This is a genomic window from Serratia sp. DD3, assembly GCF_000496755.2.
Genome location: NZ_AYKS02000072.1, coordinates 1 through 17,116, shown reverse-complemented (window position 1 = coordinate 17,116; position 17,116 = coordinate 1). Strand labels below are relative to the sequence as shown.

Genomic DNA, 17,116 nt, shown 5'->3' with positions numbered 1-17,116 from the left:
AGCGCGGCTAATGGCGGCAACGGCGGTTCAGTCGACGTCAGCGGTCAGGGAGTGAATGTCACTTCCACTGCGGTAGTGACTACCCGTGCTACCAGTGGTGACACTGGGACCTGGAACATCACCGCCCCTCAGCTTAATGTGAATGACAGTACCAGCAGCAATAAAGTCTCTGCCCGTGCCGTGAGTAACAATCTCAGCAACACCCATGTGGAGTTGGTTAGCGACAGCGGTGATCTCACCGTTGGCAATGATATTCTGTGGAGCAGTAACAACCAACTGATGATAGTTGCTGCTGATAGTAATATCGCCCTTAATGCCAACCTCAGAGCCTTTGGCAGCGATGCCAGCCTGGCTTTTGTTGAAGGGGGGGATTATGTGTTAGCCAAAGGTAAAACCGTCACGTTGTCTGGCGCCAATGCCCGTTTTAGCAATAACTGGCAAGATTACACCGTGATCCACAATGTCGACCAATTGCAGGCAATGGGAAATAACTTAAGCGGTTACTATGTTTTAGGTAATGCCATTGATGCCAGCATCACCACCATATGGAATGATGGGCAAGGATTTAGGCCTGTTGGCGGCGATTACGATGAAAACTATAACATGTCCAAATTTCAGGGGGTATTTTCTGGTTTAGGTAATAACATCAATGATCTGACTATCAGACAATCTGCGAGAGATTACTCTGGGTTGTTCGGTTACTCCACTGGCACACTGCGCAATGTCAACCTTGTGGGTGGCATCAATGAAGGGGTTGGTGATGCGGGTAGTTTAGTGGGATTACAGGAAGGGGGGCGTATCTCTGATGCACATAGCAGTATGGACGTTTCGGGTTCTTATACCGTCGGTGGGCTGATAGGGCGTACTCAGGGTCTTGAAGGTCATCCCTATATGCAGGATGTGACCATCTATAATGTCTCTGCAAGTGGACAGGTCTCCGGAAAGAATATAGTTGGAGGGTTAATCGGGACGTTATGGGGGGCCACCTTAAACAACGCCCATGCAACGGGTGATGTTATTAGCCTTCCTGAAGGTAGTGGCTCAATGGGTGGATTAATTGGCCGCGCATATGACTCTGTGATTAGTGATGTTTCTGCCTCAGGAAATATTGAAGGATCGGGCGACGATATGTACTTCGCTGAATCGGGTGGATTAGTCGGGTATAGTGAGCGCGTAAGCATTAATAACGCTCATGCTTCAGGTAATGTAAACAGTAATGGTTCACACAGTTACATTCTGGGGGGCTTAGTGGGTGCTGCTATGTTTACTGATATTTCCAATTCTTATGCCACCGGTCATGTAACGGGGAATAGTTTCACAATTGGGGGATTGGTTGGCATGTTAAATGGGACAGTAACTAATAGTTATGCTACCGGAAATGTTGTTGGCGGATCCTCTGTCGGCGGATTGGTAGGAGGGGGTTCAACTTATAGTGTTATTAATAGCTATGCCACAGGAAGTGTAACTGGCAATCAAGATGTTGGTAATTTGTTGGGTTATTCTGGATCTGAAACCCCCAACATCACCAACTCCTACGCTACCGGTTTAGTCAACGGTGCTCCTTGCGCTGATATTTACTGCAAAATTTAACAGTGATATTTAGCTGACTCCAAGCCCGACTTGCTCGGGCTTTTTAGTCGTTTATTCAGCGTTAGTACCGGGGTGCTGTGCACTGTGCTAACGGCGGCTCGAATACCTGTTTCAGACAGGAGAAGTCGGAAGGGATATTGGCCCCCCGATAACCCTTATGACCCGCATTTCGCCACATATATGGAATTTATTTGGTAATCCCATGGAAAAAATTAAAAAATCCCCCTTGCGCTACTCCCCGTCCCGGAAGACCTGCTCTGTGCTTTCTTTGTTGCTGAGCTTCAGCAGTGCGCAGGCAGCAACACCGACCATACCGAATGCGGGCCAAAATTTGCGTGAGATCGACACCAGTCGCCCCATTTTAGCGCCTTCAATAACGCCAGAACTGGGGTTGCCTGCCCCTCAGACATCGGCACCGGCGGAGTCTGCCGATGGTGAGCAGATTAAGGTCAAGGTGACCACCTTTATTATTAGCGGTAACACTCTGTTTTCCAATACGGTATTACAGCCGCTGCTGCAGGGGTACACCGGGCGTGAACTCACGTTGCCGCAACTTTATGAAGCGGTGCAGCATATCACCCTCTATTACCAGCAGCGTGGCTATGTGCTCAACCGTGCCTATCTGCCGGAACAAGAAATTGAAAACGGCGTAGTCAAGATCAACGTACTGGAAGCGCACTATGGCGAGATCAAAACGGAGAACAGTTCGCGCCTTTCAGATGCCACCTTGAACCGCCTGATTGGCCGGATGCAACCAGATGGGGCGATTAACGTCGGTCAACTGCAGCAGACGCTGCTGTTGCTGAACGATACCCCCGGCGTGCAGGCGCGCTCAACACTGCTCACCAGTAAAAAAGCCGGAGCCGCGGATCTGCTGGTGGAGGCCACGCCAGCACCTTTGTTTAGCGGTAGCCTCGATCTGGATAACTATGGTGGCAAATATACCGGGGAAAACCGCCTAAACGCCGATGTCTCGGTTAACAGCCCATTAGGCTTGGGAGATCGACTGCGCCTGCGCGGCCTGGCCAGTGATGATCGGCAGTATTATTACTTTCTGTCCTACGATGCCCCGGTGAACCGCTGGTTTACCCGCGTGGGAGCCTCCTATTCCAATATGGATTACACCCTGGGCAAAGACTTTGCCGATCTTGATGCGCACGGTAACGCTCGCACCACCAGTGTCTATGTTTCCCAACCGTTATTCAGAAGTCGCACCCTAACCGTCAGTAGCCAGTTGCAGTTTGATGACAAACGGTTACGGGATGATATCGAGTTATTCGACACACAAAACAAAAAAAACAGCCAGTTATGGACTGCCAGTTTAACTGCCAACAGCCAGGATAGCTTCGGCGGTGGTGGGTTGAACTTTGTTTCCGCCAGTGTCAGTAACGGCAATCTGGAGCTTGCCGATCCGGCCAACGCGCAAAACGACAGTCAAACCGCGCGCACGGCGGGTAACTTCAGCAAATTCAACTTGACCGCCTTGCGCCTACAGATGCTCAGTGAGAACTGGAGTTTCTATAGCCAGTTCAGTGGTCAGTTAGCGTCGAAAAACCTCGATTCATCAGAACAATTTTCGCTGGGAGGGGTTAATGGCGTGCGGGCTTATGCCTCTGGAGAGGCCAGCGGTGACCAAGGCTGGATGACCAATCTGGAGTTGCGTTACGCGATAACCCCGGCTTGGCAATTGAAAACTTTCTTTGATTATGGCGGTGTTAAAACCAACAAATCGCCATGGACAAAGGATAAGAATCATCAACAGCGTGGGGCGTTAGGAACCGGGGCCACTTGGTTTGGCAACCAGCGCCAGGTTTCACTACAACTGGCGTGGCGGGTGAATCACCCCGATGACAGTGACAGCCAATTAGAGAGTCAACCACAGGTATGGTTGCAGGCTTCACAGGGGTTTTGATGGTGCCAATGCAGCGGCTTTAAATAGCCGTGTGCAAAAAGGGGCATGATTGCAAATACCGCCGAAGCCCGGTATTAGCAGAAGCGCTATCCGGCGCTTTGTACCGTAAACCCGGAAAAGCCGATGCAATACGGTGAGAAGGCCAACAGGTGGTACGCGATGATCTGGGTTGGAAGTTCTACATTAATCAGTGGCTACACCTGAGCAAAGCCACCGGAGAGTACCAGAAGATTATCGATCCGTGGCTGGCTGTGAAGAAATAACCTGAAACCAGAGGTGCCACTCCTGTTCGCAAGGGAGTGGTGGCCCCAATACTACAACCCTGGGGGACTACAGATTTCTTAGAATAGGGAATTAACGCAGGATTGTGACAGCGCAATGCCTTTTAACCCTTCATGGGGTTGCCCTCGCCACCAAATAACCCCCTAATACGCGTTACGTTAAGCCGATGGACTCATTATTCTCAGCGATTATTTGAGGAGGTATTTGGCCCAAATAATTGAGTGGCCTAACTGAATACTACTATTTTATTGCAAGGCTCTATAATATAGCCAGCGAACTAATTAGTATCTGAAAGTTTCAAAAAAATCCATAGAAATTCCAGTGCGCAAACCCTTCCTTTTTTGAAATAATACGCCATTATTTTAGAATTTATCGATATTTAACTCTGATTTATTGCCAGTGTAAGCAATGAAACGGCTGAAATAGGCTGCTGTAGCGATGCTTTATGATGGGTTACTCATGACCCGCTTAATCGATATACTCTCAATATCTTGTGAATATGGCTTGTGGGGAATTAAAAAGAACGTTGCATTATCATCTTTACCCCACCCAATAATTAATATATTTAATTGATTATCTAAATTATTTATAGATATAGGCTGATTAAGTTATTCAGTTAGTGATTATTTACCAAAAAACGGAGGTTGTATTTAATTTCAATTAGATTAATTAATAATATTTACCTTTGCACCTTAATATAATCTGTTCTCTCTAATAATGGATTTTTTATTAATAATAGCAAATAACAGGAGCTGCTATGAAAAAATTAAAACCGATTGTTGCATTATCTTTATTGTTCATGTCTTCAGCTTATGCAGCAGATGGTACCATTAACTTTACGGGTGAGATTGTTGCCAATACTTGTACCATTAGTACCGGTTCAGGAACGGTTAGCGTCGTTTTACCTACTATCTCGACCAGTAATTTTAACGATATTGGTTCAAGAGCGGGTCAAACTGCCTTTACGATTAATTTGACGGGTTGCACACCAGCCAGTGGCTCGGTTGCGGTGCGCTTTACCGGTACCGGTACGCAAGTCGACCCTACTACAGGTCTTTTCTTGCCCGCTGCAGCAAGTGAGGCAAGAGGCGTTGGCATTGCGGTATATGACTCAACAGACACGCATATTAAAACAGCGGGCAATAACTCCGCCTTCCAAACAATAAATACCACATCAGGTACCGCGTCAATCCCTTTGACTGCATGGTATCAGCAATATCAGGCAAGCATTACAGCTGGGAATTTGACCGCCACCGGTGCCATCGAGTTGGTCTATAGATAATCTGTAGTTAAGAAAATAATTTGCCTAAAGGTTTACTCTGTAAACCTTTAGGGAAACTTTTCTTATTATCTATCTTACGTTTCAAGGTGAACCAATATATACCCAAAATACTTGGTGTTGCTTGACAAAATCTCGAGTGTTTTGAACAGCGCTTACGCTGGCCCGTTTGGCGAGAGGCTCAGGAAAAGCCGAGTATCTGTGCGCAGCTAACAGCCTGAGTAAGAAGGCTATATACACAAAATAATTCGAGTTGCCTGTAGGCGACAACTGAGGGAATCCCCGGGAGCATAGCTAACTATGTGACTGGGGTGAACGAAGGCAGTCAACACCCAAGCAACTTGAAGTATGAAGAGTATAGCTAATTACCTAATAACCGCATCAGTATTCGATTGGTTTTTATTATCAAAAATAAAATTACTGCCTATAAAATGAAAAATTTAACGAAAATAGTCATATCATTGTGCCTTTCTCCAACAATCGCCTTCGCGAGTATCTCTATTACTGGTACACGGGTTATCTACAATGAGTCTGATAGTAGTGTTACAGTGAAAATAAATAATCGAGATAATACCTCGTCAATGGTTCAGGCATGGATTGATAATAAAATAAATAGTAACTTGCCAAGCACTGCGACCTCTCCTTTTATTCTGTACCCAGCCGTATTTAAAATAGAGAGTAACGGTGAGCAGCATTTGAGAATAAAAAAAATAGAAGGTGTTGCTAACACTCATCAGGAGTCAATCTACTGGCTAAACATCAAAGATATCCCGGCAGCACCCAAAAAGGGAACTGACAATTACTTGCAATTTTCTATTGTTAATAAAATAAAAATATTCTATCGGCCAGCAGCGTTAAAAAACCAGGTTGATGCCATGCACAAAGATCTCGTTTGGCATTTCACCCATGATGGGCGTGGCAATGTTCTGGCTAAGGTAAGTAATAACAGCCGCTATTATGCCTCGCTGACTGAACTGAATGTCAATGTCAATGGAAAACAAATCAAGAACGAAGTCGATATGGTGGCACCCGGGCAGAGTGAGAATTGGGTTTTAAAAGGGGTTACGTTATCGGATGTTAATAAGGGTAAGGCTGAGTACGGCATGGTTAATGACTATGGTGCTGTAATTTATCGTCCAGTTATAATAAATTAATATCTAATGAGTAAAGTATGAAAAAAGACAGCTTAATAAACAAAGGGATAATAATTATTTCTTTATTGAGCATGCCACTTTATGCGCAAGAAGAAACTGAAGTGGAATATAATCCTGCTTTTTTTGTCGGAACCGGTATCGATATCTCTACTTTTTCAAACGGAAATCAGCTAAAAGAAGGGGAGTATGATGTCGAACTCTATAAAAATGGTGCTTTTATTGGTGCTACGGCAATAACAGTATCAATAAATTCTGAGAGTAAATCTGTTATTTATTTTGATAAATCAGTGTTATTACAGCTGGGGTTTAAAGATGAAATTAATGAGGAATACATTAAAACTATTAATGCTAATGGGAAAATAGCACTGGATAGTAATAATTTCGATATTAAAGTGAAATTTGATATATCGACGTTATCTGTTGATGTCATTGCACCGCAAGTGGCATCCAAGTATACCCCACGGGGTTATGTAGACCCTTCAGCCTGGGACTCTGGGGAAACTGCGGCAATGATAAATTACATCAGTAATTATTATCATTCTAATACTGATACCGGGGATTTTAGCGACAGCTATGACAGTTTTTTCTCCGGTATGAATATCTGGCTTAATGCAGGTAGATGGCAGCTTCGAAGCTACAGTACACTTACGCTTGGCGATCAGCAAAAACTAAGCATGTTGCGTACCTACATTCAGCGAGATATTCCTGGGATTTTTTCTGTGGCGCAAACAGGAGAAATTGATACGCGAGAGAGTTTTTTACCCGCGACACCCTTACTCGGTATTTCATTATTCTCTGATGATCGCATGTTGCCTGACTCCAGACGCGGTTATGTGCCGGATATTCGTGGTATAGCTGATACTAATGCCAGAGTAACCGTCAGGCAAAATGGAAATATCATCTATGAAACGACGGTATCACCCGGTGCTTTCTTAATTTCTGACCTTTATCAGGCCAGTTATGGAGGGGACTTTAATGTTACCATTCAAGAAACTACGGGTGAACAAAAAACGTACGTTGTCCCTTATGCATCATTACCCGAATTATTGCGACCAAATCAATCTAAATATTCAGTGGCTGCAGGCAAATTGAATGATAGTAGTTTGCGTAAAAAACCATTTGTTACTTCACTCTCCTATCATCGGGGGTTGAATAACTATTTTACCGGTTTTGGCGGTGTGCAGGTCAGTGAACATTATCAATCTATGCTGACGGGTCTTGCCATAAATACCACGATGGGGGCAGTTTCTGCCAATGTGGCACTGGCAAGGGCAGGTCTTGGGTATGATAAAACCCAAGGTTATAACATAGGGTTATCTTATTCAAATGTTATTGATAAATCAGGGACTAGCATTAATGTCGCAACTTATCATTACTCCTCTTCGGGGTTTACTACACTACAAGATGCTGCAAGGGTCCGAGATAAATATGATCATAGTCAGCAAGTGAATGAATATGATTTACGCTCAATGAACCAGAAGAACTCAGTGCAGTTGAGTATTAACCAACCCCTTGGTAATGCTGGCAGTATCTATATCACTGCCGGTCTTAACAATTATTGGGGCAGGGTGAAAAGTGCTAATAGCTACCTGGTGGGCTACAGTAATCAATATAAAAGACTAAGATATACGCTTTCTGCTGCAAGGTCATATAATATCAGTAATAATCGTGATGAAATACAGTACCAGTTAGGGTTAAGTATTCCTTTGGGTACATCAACCTATTCTCCAGTGATGACCACGGCTTATACCCAATCATCCGCAGGTGACGGATATGCACTGGCTTCCGTAACAGGTTCCTTGCTTGAAGACCGCAGTTTTTCCTATGGGTTAAGCACGACGATGGCCACCGCTGGTGAACATGAAAATGTTTATAGCGGTAATGTATCGAAGTTAACGCCTTATGGTAATCGTTCTGCAAGTGCTTCCTATAAAAAGAATACCACTCAGTATGCGCTGGGTATGAATGGTTCTGTTGCGCTGCATAGTGGTGGAATTACATTTGGTCAATATACCGGTGATACCGCAGCGATTATTGAAGCCACTGGCGCTACTGATGCTGTTGTTTCAGGGAATAATAATATTAAAGTGGATAGTCGCGGATATGCTATTTTCCCTTATTTGTCACCTTATCGTGATAACGAAATCTCATTGAATCCCAATACGGCAGCCAGTGATTTGGAGATCAAAAATACATCACAACATATTGCGCCACATGCCGGGGCAATTGTTAAATTGAAGTTTGATACTATCCATGGTGAGCTGCGTATTTTTGAAGTTAAATATCAGGGTGAAAATGTGCCTCTCGGGGCAACGGCTATCAGTAACGGGAAAATGGCAGGTATTGTTGGTGGTGGCGGTATTTTGATGATCAGGGAAAATATAAAATCTCAGCTTAAAGTCACTTGGAATGATGAAAATAAAAGAGAAAAACTGTGTCACTTTAGTGTTGAAAAACGTAAAGAAACCAATGCTAAAAATATTTCCAAGCAGCCAGTTATTTGTATTTGATTAATGAGGTGGGTATGATAAGAACAAAGTTTAAAACGGTCGGTGCAAAATCATTTTTTCTGATTTTACTCTCACTTCTTTGTATAAACAAAGCATGGTCAGCCTGTAATAAAATTGATTCGGCATTTTGGGACTATCCCTTACGCGTCAATTTTGGTGCATCGCTCTACATTGACCCGGCAACTCCGGTGGGAACTATTCTTGCGCAACAGAGTGTCAGCAGCGCTGAATTGTTCGCCGCTAATAATGGTTGGTTGGCAATATGTGATGATGCGAATGATGAGGTGAAATATTGGTGGCTTGAGCAACATTATGCGCAAAGTTCAGGTGGCTACCCGGTTAATGGAGTCACTGCGCCAACGCAAGATGGCCATATTTATGTCATAAGAGATAACGGAAGAAACAACCCTTATGGCGGTTCTGGGTCAGGCAGTGTCGGTTACACCGTAGAACTGCTGTCTGATGGTAATTCATATCCCTTTAGTTGGCTGCGTACTGCACCGAACAAAAATCTGCCACCCATAAGCCCCGGCCCAGTAAGAGGTATTCGTTGTGCCGACGCCCAAAGTGGTGCTTCTGGCTACCCGCCTTTTACTGGCCAATGTCGAGACAATCAATATATTGTCAATTGGCGGCAGCTTGGGTCGTTCACGCTTAAGGTCTCACTATACCGATTGGCAGGAACCATTCCTGCGGCGGGGCTGATGATGACAAATAATAACGATGGTGCCTTAGTCCTGTTCAGTTTGATGGATAACCGCTCGACACCGCCAGCATGGAATACACGCCTGTTTAACCTGGTGCGTTTAGGCCTGGCTAATGATGTGAAGATCCAAACCGCACCTTGCCAGGCTTTTAACACGGTTACGGTGAATCTGGGGCGGGTGAATAGCAGTGATTTCAGGGCGCTTGGTCAACCGGCGGATGGGGTCGCTGATAAATTAGTCAATGTGACCGCACGTTGTTCGCAGAATACGGCAATGAGATGGGCCGTCATGGGAACGACCAGCAACTATAATCCTGATGGCACTCAGGGGATTTTAGCGCTAGATAATGTCGCGAACAGTGCTGAGGGGGTGGGTGTGCAACTGACTGATACCTCGGGTAATCCTTTACCCATTACACCTGCTACGGGTGTAGATTATCGCTGGATTGATACCAACCTGGTCTCTAATGCTTCGGGTATTTTATCAGTGGAATTTTTAGCCCGCTATGTCCAGGTCGGCACGATTAAACCTGGAATGGCTGACTCCCATGCCCATTTAGTGATTGCCCCGAAATAAACATCCTCTTCCCGATACCGCTATACCCTAAATAGCTGCCCCTAATTGTGCTACAGATGGGTATGATGCAGGTTAGCTGACCGTTGAGCGCATGGACGCGCGATACGAGCCCCCAGGGACGGGTTTACGGCGTGTCAGCGTTCCGCATCATACCCACCAGCCAGATGCTAATGTGAAGCGGCTGTAGGCACGATTATTTAGGCGCGAATAGCACCTGGGGTGTCATTACCCACCCGTTATCTTGACCCACCAGCTAGCCAGCGTAGGGCAAAACTCAGAACCTATCACTGAAATAAAAATCATTATCAATAATGGCTGAAATATCAGCGTTTTATTGATTGTGAGCAAAGTGGTGCGCCCTATTTTGGTGGATAGTGCTGCAAAGTACAGATCATAGTGAAAATATTTCATCTGTCTTTTTGTGCCTAGGTCTGTTCAAGTTACTGGTGTGTTGACTGCAGCCGTGACTGACTTATTAGTTTTATTTATTTAAAGTTTCAGCAGGCAGTACTCAAATCTATTGAAGTCACGATACTGTGATTTTTCTTTTGGCGTTACTCAAACCGGTTATTGACCGATTAGTCCCAGTAGATTTGTCACTTACTCCTATTTTAATGGGGTAAGGACACCATCAAAACAACGAGTTTGTTACTTTTCAGTAAGTTAAATGACTCTAGGCATCGCCGTTTTATTACCATTTCTACTGAATGATTTTACCAACCCAGAGTGAAACATGATGAATGAATCCGAAAAAAAACCGCTGTCTGGCCTACAATGTTCCAGGCGAAAGTTGGTTAAAAATAGCGCCATTGGCGGGCTTGCCTTGGCCGTTGGTGGTGTCACTTTGCCATTTAGCCGCCAGGTAAAGGCAGAAAATGGGGTAACCCCAGGGGCAGCGGTCCCTAAGCCGGAAGAGAAAGTGGTATGGAGTGCCTGCACCGTTAACTGTGGTAGCCGTTGCCCATTGCGGATGCATATTGTTGATGGTGCCATCAAATATGTTGAAACGGACAATACGGGCGATGATGCCTATCAAGGATTGCATCAGGTACGAGCCTGTCTGCGTGGGCGTTCTATGCGCCGCCGTGTTTATAACCCTGATCGGCTGCAGTATCCCATGCTGCGTGTCGGTAAGCGGGGAGAGGGCAAATTTAAACGTATCAGTTGGGATGAAGCCTTTACGCTAATTAGCGATAACCTGAAACGCATAATAAAAGATTATGGTAATGAAGCTATTTATCTGAATTATGGTACCGGGACCTTGGGGGGGACCATGACCCGTTCCTGGCCCCCCGGTGCAACGCTGATTGCCCGCTTAATGAATTGCTGCGGCGGCTATTTGAACCACTATGGCGATTACAGTACGGCGCAGATTGCGATGGGGTTGAATTACACCTATGGCGGTTGGGCTGACGGTAATAGCCCGACGGATATCGAAAACAGCAAACTGGTGGTGATGTTCGGTAATAACCCTGGGGAAACACGGATGAGCGGGGGTGGGGTGACCTACTTGCTGGAGCAGGCGCGTGAGCGTTCCAATGCCCGGATGATTGTTATTGATCCTCGCTATACCGATACCGCAGCAGGCCGTGAAGATGAGTGGATCCCCATTCGTCCAGGGACCGATGCCGCTCTGGTCGCCGGGCTGGCACATGTGCTGATTACTGAGAATCTGGTAGACCAACCTTTCCTGGATAAATATTGCATCGGTTATGACGAAAAAACCTTACCGGCCGGTGCACCAGCGAATAGCCACTATAAGGCGTATATTCTTGGGCAGGGGGAGGACGGCATCGCGAAGACCCCCGCTTGGGCGGCGCAGATTACCGGCATTCCAGCTGATCGCATTATCAAACTGGCCCGTGAAATTGGCAGCATCAAGCCCGCTTATATTTGCCAGGGGTGGGGGCCACAACGCCAGGCCAATGGTGAGCTGACTTCCCGTGCCATTGCCATGTTGCCCATATTGACCGGTAATGTGGGCATTAATGGCGGTAACAGTGGCGCTCGTGAAGGGTCATATTCATTACCCTTTGTGCGGATGCCAACGCTAACTAACCCGGTAAAAACCAGTATCTCCATGTTTCTTTGGACCGATGCCATCTTGCGTGGGCCAGAAATGACCGCCAAACGTGATGGCGTGCGTGGTAAGGATAAATTGGATGTTCCTATCAAATTTGTCTGGAATTATGCTGGTAACTGCCTGATTAATCAGCACTCACAGATTAACCGCACCCATGACATTCTGCAGGATGAGAAGAAGTGCGAAATGATCGTGGTGATCGATAATCACATGACCTCATCGGCGAAATATGCCGACCTGGTCCTCCCCGATTGTACGGCCTCGGAACAGCAGGATTTTTGTCTTGATGCCTCCAGCGGGAATATGGGGTATGTCATTTTTGCTGATCAGGCCATCAAGCCGATTGGTGAGTGCAAAAACATCTATGAGATGACCAGCGAGATCGCCCGCCGTATGGGGGTTGAGCAACTCTTTACCGAAGGGCGTACACAGGAAGAGTGGTTGCGCTATCTGTATCAACAATCCCGCCAGGCAATCCCGGCATTACCCGAGTTTGAACAGTTCCTTGAGCAAGGGATCTTTAAACAGCGCGATCCAGAGGGTCACCATGTCGCTTACAAAGCATTCCGCGCTGACCCGCAAGCCAATCCACTAACGACACCTTCTGGCAAAATTGAGATCTACTCCGCTCAGTTAGCCGAAGTGGCAGCGACCTGGGAATTGGAAAAAGGGGATGTTATTCATCCATTACCGATTTATACGGCGGGATTTGAAAGCCCCAGTGATCCATTGAGTAGCCAATATCCACTACAGATGACCGGTTTCCATTATAAGGCCAGGACCCACTCAACCTACGGAAATGTGGATGTTCTGAAAGCGTCTTGCCGCCAGGAAATGTGGATTAACCCGATTGATGCCGAGTCTCGCGGTATCGCCAATGGTGATCTGATCCGCATTTACAATGACCGTGGTGAAGTACGTATTAATGCCAAAGTAACACCGCGTATGCGCCCAGGGGTGGTGGCATTGGGAGAGGGCGCTTGGTACGCACCTGATGGCAATAAAATTGACCATGCAGGCAGCATTAACGTGTTGACGACCCAGCGACCCTCGCCACTAGCCAAAGGCAACCCTTCCCATACCAACCTGGTGCAGGTTGCCAAACTTTAAGGAGTCGCTGATGACTACGCAATATGGATTCTATATCGACTCAAGTCGTTGCACCGGCTGCAAAACCTGTGAGTTGGCATGTAAAGACTATAAAAACCTGACGCCGGAAGTCAGTTTTCGCCGTATCTATGAATACGCGGGGGGTGATTGGCAAGAGGACAATGGGGTCTGGCACCAGAACGTCTTTGCCTACTATCTGTCGATTGCCTGTAACCACTGTGAAGACCCTGCCTGTACCAAGGTGTGCCCGAGTGGGGCGATGCATAAGCGGGAAGATGGCTTTGTGGTGGTCAATAAAGAGATTTGTATTGGCTGCCGCTATTGCCATATGGCGTGCCCCTATAGTGCGCCGCAATACAATGAAGCCAAAGGCCATATGACCAAATGTGATGGTTGCTATGAGCGCGTTGCTGAGGGCAAAAAACCTATCTGTGTCGAGTCTTGTCCGCTACGGGCGCTGGACTTCGGCCCGATTGAGGAACTGCGAAAGCAACATGGCACCTTGGCTGAGGTGGCACCTTTACCTGCCGCGCATTTTACCCAGCCCTGTATTGTGCTGAAACCTAATGCCAACAGCCGCCCGAGTGGCGACACTACCGGCCATCTGGCTAATCCGAAGGAGGTTTAAAATGGGAACGGGATGGCATGAATGGCCGCTGATGGTGTTTACCGTCTTGGGGCAGTTTGTCGTGGGGGGCGTAATCGTGATGGGTCTTGCCATCATTGCCGGTAATCTTACCGATCGCCAGAGCAAGGCGGTGCACCGTTCAATGTTTTTCCTCTGGTTGCTGATGGGGATGGCCTTTATCGCCTCGGTGATGCACCTGGGCTCGCCTGTCAGGGCGTTCAATTCTTTAAACCGTGTGGGTGAGTCGGCCTTGAGTAACGAGATTGCCAGCGGTTCGCTATTCTTTGCAGTGGGCGGACTGTATTGGCTTTTGACAATACTGAAAAAAATGCCACAGGGGCTGGGGAAAGTCTGGTTGATGCTTACGATGGTACTGGGCCTGCTGTTTGTCTATGCCATGACGCGGGTCTATCAGATTGATACGGTACCGACCTGGCATAACGGCTATACCACACTCAACTTCTTCCTGTCGGTGTTTATCGGTGGGCCCTTACTGGGTGTCTTGTTGTTACGCGTCGCCGGGCTGGAAGTGTCGGGTCGCGGTCATCTGATGCTGGTCAGTGTGTTGGCGCTGTTACTCAGCCTCTGCTCAGCGTTGTTACAGGGCAGTGAACTGGCAATGATCAGCAGTTCGGTACAGCAGGCTTCCGCTCTGGTTCCAAACTATGGTCAGTTGATGGTCTGGCGGTTAGTGCTGCTGGTACTGGGCCTGGGTTGCTGGATTTGCCCGCAGTTGCGTCGTGGTAACGCGGGGGTAATGGGGTTGACCTTGGGCCTGGTATTGGTGTTTGCCGGTGAGATGATCGGTCGCGGTGTGTTTTACGGCCTGCATATGACGGTTGGTATGGCCGTGGCGGGTTAATATTTAATCTAGGCGCAGCGTGCTGCGCCTGTGGAGAAGTTCGATTTATGATGCTGGAAAAAATAGCGTTAACAGGGCGTGTGATGGGTATTTTGCTGTATGCGCCACCTGATAGCCCAGAGTGTTCGCCCTTACTGGAATACCTGGCCGATCCACAATGGCTGGCAGAATGGCCTTATCCCGGTGGCCAGCAGGCGGCAGATTTGATTGCCCAAGGGCTGGCGGGGGATCTGCCAGAAACGCTGGAAGAGGCTTATCAACGTCTGTTTGTTGGCCCTTATGCGTTACCGGCTCCACCTTGGGGTTCGGTTTATCTGGATAAAGAGTGCGTCTTATTTGGTGATTCGACGCTGCGTTTGCGCCAATGGTTACGGGTGCAGGGCATTGAAGCTCAACGGCAACACAATGAACCGGAAGATCATATTGGCACTTTGCTGATGATGACCGCCTGGTTGGCAGAAGAGCAGCAAGAAAAGCGGATTGCTGCTTTGATAGCGCAACATTTGTTGCCTTGGGCCCCGCGTTATCTGGAACTGTTGCAACAACATGCTGGGCATCCTTTCTATCAAGGTGTTGCGCAGTTGGCTCAGGTGACATTGGCAGGGTGGGCAGCGGATTGTCCAGAGCCCATTGCCACATTAGAGCTCTATTACTGATGAAAAGCAGCAGCCAACCACTCTCTCGGCAAGGTGCCAGCCGGCGCAGATTGTTGACCGGTTGGTTGCAACGCAGCCAAGCCCTATCGGAGCCGGTTGCGGCGGTTTTACCTTTACCGAGGGTGGCTCGTCCCCCTCAGTCGCTGCCAGAAATATTATTTAATGCCACCTGTAATGGTTGTGGTGAGTGTGTGAATCGTTGTCCGTATGGCTTATTGAGCGTAGAACAAGACCAAGTGGTCCTGAACATCGATTTTACCGAGTGTGACTTCTGCCTGAAATGTACCGCAGCTTGCCAGACTGGAGCGCTACGTAACATTATGCCCTGCGATACGCTACTACGCCCGCAGATCAGCCAAAGTTGTCTGGGGCGTCAGGATAGTTGCCAGATGTGTGTCATTAATTGCCCGCAGCAGGCGCTGGCCTTTCAGCTGGATGACCGTGGTGTTCGCCAATTACAGTATGATGATGCCTGTTGCAATGGGTGTGGGATGTGTAAATTATCCTGTTTTCATGGCCATATCATGTTGATACCTACGGGCGAAAAATGTTTGCCAGAATAACGATAAACTCCAAAACAACGATGACAGTTGTTATTCAAGTTACTGTCGGTGTGAAACGTCAAATCAGACTTGTTTTTTTATCACCAGCAGGTTGTCATCCATCAGGCACTGTTACTGATTCTGCTGAAAACCTACCCATTATCACTTGCCGCGCGTAGCCACCTGCGAGCCCCAGTCCATCCAAGGCACAGGGTTATTGCTTACTGAAAAGCCTGTTGTTTTTACTTACAACTTTAGCCACATACTAAGAATGTTCTGAATGTTCCGAATATTGAACTTTCAGAATATTCTTAATTTACTGTGTTGCCTTATTCAGCAACAATAGAAGCTATTTTATCAGTCCTGCGTCTACATTTTGACCAGTTCTCCACATAGCGTGCGATATCTGTTTCCACCAAGGGATGCCGAACCATCACGGAGTCAGGTTAGAACATCATTAAAATATCAAATGGAGTTACGAAGTTATGGATCAAACGATAGTTTTGGCTGTTAACAATGGCGAAGGGAAAACCCGTTTATTAACCGCGAATGCCAACAATGCAGTAAAAGTTAAATTAATTCGCGGTAATAAATATGTCTTAAAGAATCTAGGCAATGATTTTGCTCCGGAGAACGTGACTTTAGTTCGTGTCGGCAAGGCGTTGCACGTGATCCAGGAAGGGGACACACAAGCCAGTATTATTATTGAAGACTACTTTAATGGTGAAGCCAACAACCCGGTGTTACTGGGAATGGCTGAAGATGGCCAGCTGTATGCCTATGTTCCCTTGTCCGGGGAAGGCTATGAGCACGGCTATCTCTTTACTGATGGTGAGTCATCGCCTGTCGCATTAGGTGGTCCATCTCAAGGCAGTGGTGAAGGCATTTTTGTCGCTTCTGATGATAATCAGGATGCGCTGTTTGGTCTTTTGGGTTGGCTGGCGGCAGCGACAGCGATCGGCGCTGGGGCCGCGGTTGCCTATCATAACCGTAGTAAAGATGATAATAATGACCCTGAACCGACCCCTCCGGCAAAACCGGCGATTGGCGGTGCACTTGACCATACGGGTTCTATTCAGGGCCAAATTAAAAACGGCGGCCAGACAGATGAATCTCATCCTACCTTAAGTGGTAAAGGTGTCGCTGGTAACATCATCACCGTGTATGACAACGGTAGTGCCATTGGCAGCGTGGTCATTGATGGCAATGGCAACTGGACATTTAC

General features: G+C 47.1%; 11 protein-coding genes and 2 pseudogenes. All 13 read left to right on the top strand.

What is annotated here, in order from left to right; genetic code table 11:
• Positions 1–1,590: GLUG motif-containing protein (locus tag IO95_RS14420; protein ID WP_037385864.1), on the top strand; the 1,590-nt coding region annotated here is incomplete at its 5' end.
• Between the two features lie 202 nt (positions 1,591–1,792).
• On the top strand, positions 1,793–3,502 hold the full coding sequence (locus IO95_RS14415; protein ID WP_037385862.1) for a ShlB/FhaC/HecB family hemolysin secretion/activation protein: 1,710 nt from the start codon (positions 1,793–1,795) through the stop codon (positions 3,500–3,502).
• 63 nt (positions 3,503–3,565) lie between these two features.
• Positions 3,566–3,765: pseudogene (locus tag IO95_RS26120) on the top strand (ArtI protein); the annotation flags it as partial.
• A gap of 776 nt (positions 3,766–4,541) precedes the next feature.
• On the top strand, positions 4,542–5,066 hold the full coding sequence (locus IO95_RS14410) for a fimbrial protein (RefSeq protein ID WP_023492889.1): 525 nt from the start codon (positions 4,542–4,544) through the stop codon (positions 5,064–5,066).
• A gap of 428 nt (positions 5,067–5,494) precedes the next feature.
• A complete protein-coding gene (locus IO95_RS14405; RefSeq protein ID WP_072011684.1) occupies positions 5,495–6,217 on the top strand; it encodes a molecular chaperone in 723 nt (240 codons plus the stop codon).
• Positions 6,218–6,234: 17 nt separating this feature from the next.
• The gene (locus IO95_RS14400) at positions 6,235–8,727 is read left to right on the top strand and encodes a fimbria/pilus outer membrane usher protein (RefSeq protein WP_037385859.1); all 2,493 of its coding nucleotides are present in this window, start codon (positions 6,235–6,237) and stop codon (positions 8,725–8,727) included.
• A 188-nt stretch (positions 8,728–8,915) separates the two neighbouring features.
• A complete protein-coding gene (locus IO95_RS14395) occupies positions 8,916–10,010 on the top strand; it encodes a fimbrial protein (protein WP_160165620.1) in 1,095 nt (364 codons plus the stop codon).
• Positions 10,011–10,746: 736 nt separating this feature from the next.
• Positions 10,747–13,203 (top strand): dimethylsulfoxide reductase subunit A, encoded by a 2,457-nt coding sequence (dmsA, locus tag IO95_RS14385; RefSeq protein ID WP_037385867.1) that lies wholly within the window; start codon positions 10,747–10,749, stop codon positions 13,201–13,203.
• Positions 13,204–13,213: 10 nt separating this feature from the next.
• The gene (locus IO95_RS14380) at positions 13,214–13,831 is read left to right on the top strand and encodes a DMSO/selenate family reductase complex B subunit (RefSeq protein WP_023492773.1); all 618 of its coding nucleotides are present in this window, start codon (positions 13,214–13,216) and stop codon (positions 13,829–13,831) included.
• A 1-nt stretch (position 13,832) separates the two neighbouring features.
• A complete protein-coding gene (locus IO95_RS14375) occupies positions 13,833–14,693 on the top strand; it encodes a DmsC/YnfH family molybdoenzyme membrane anchor subunit (protein ID WP_023492772.1) in 861 nt (286 codons plus the stop codon).
• Positions 14,694–14,740: 47 nt separating this feature from the next.
• Positions 14,741–15,349 carry a Tat proofreading chaperone DmsD gene (gene dmsD / locus IO95_RS14370; RefSeq protein ID WP_023492771.1) on the top strand — a complete coding sequence of 203 codons (609 nt, stop codon included), beginning with the start codon at positions 14,741–14,743 and terminating at the stop codon, positions 15,347–15,349.
• Positions 15,349–15,912, top strand: a complete 564-nt coding sequence (gene napF / locus IO95_RS14365) for a ferredoxin-type protein NapF (protein ID WP_023492770.1) — start codon at positions 15,349–15,351, stop codon at positions 15,910–15,912. Before dmsD ends, napF begins: the two co-directional genes overlap by 1 nt.
• Positions 15,913–16,376: 464 nt before the next feature.
• Positions 16,377–17,116: pseudogene (locus tag IO95_RS14360) on the top strand (hypothetical protein); the annotation flags it as partial.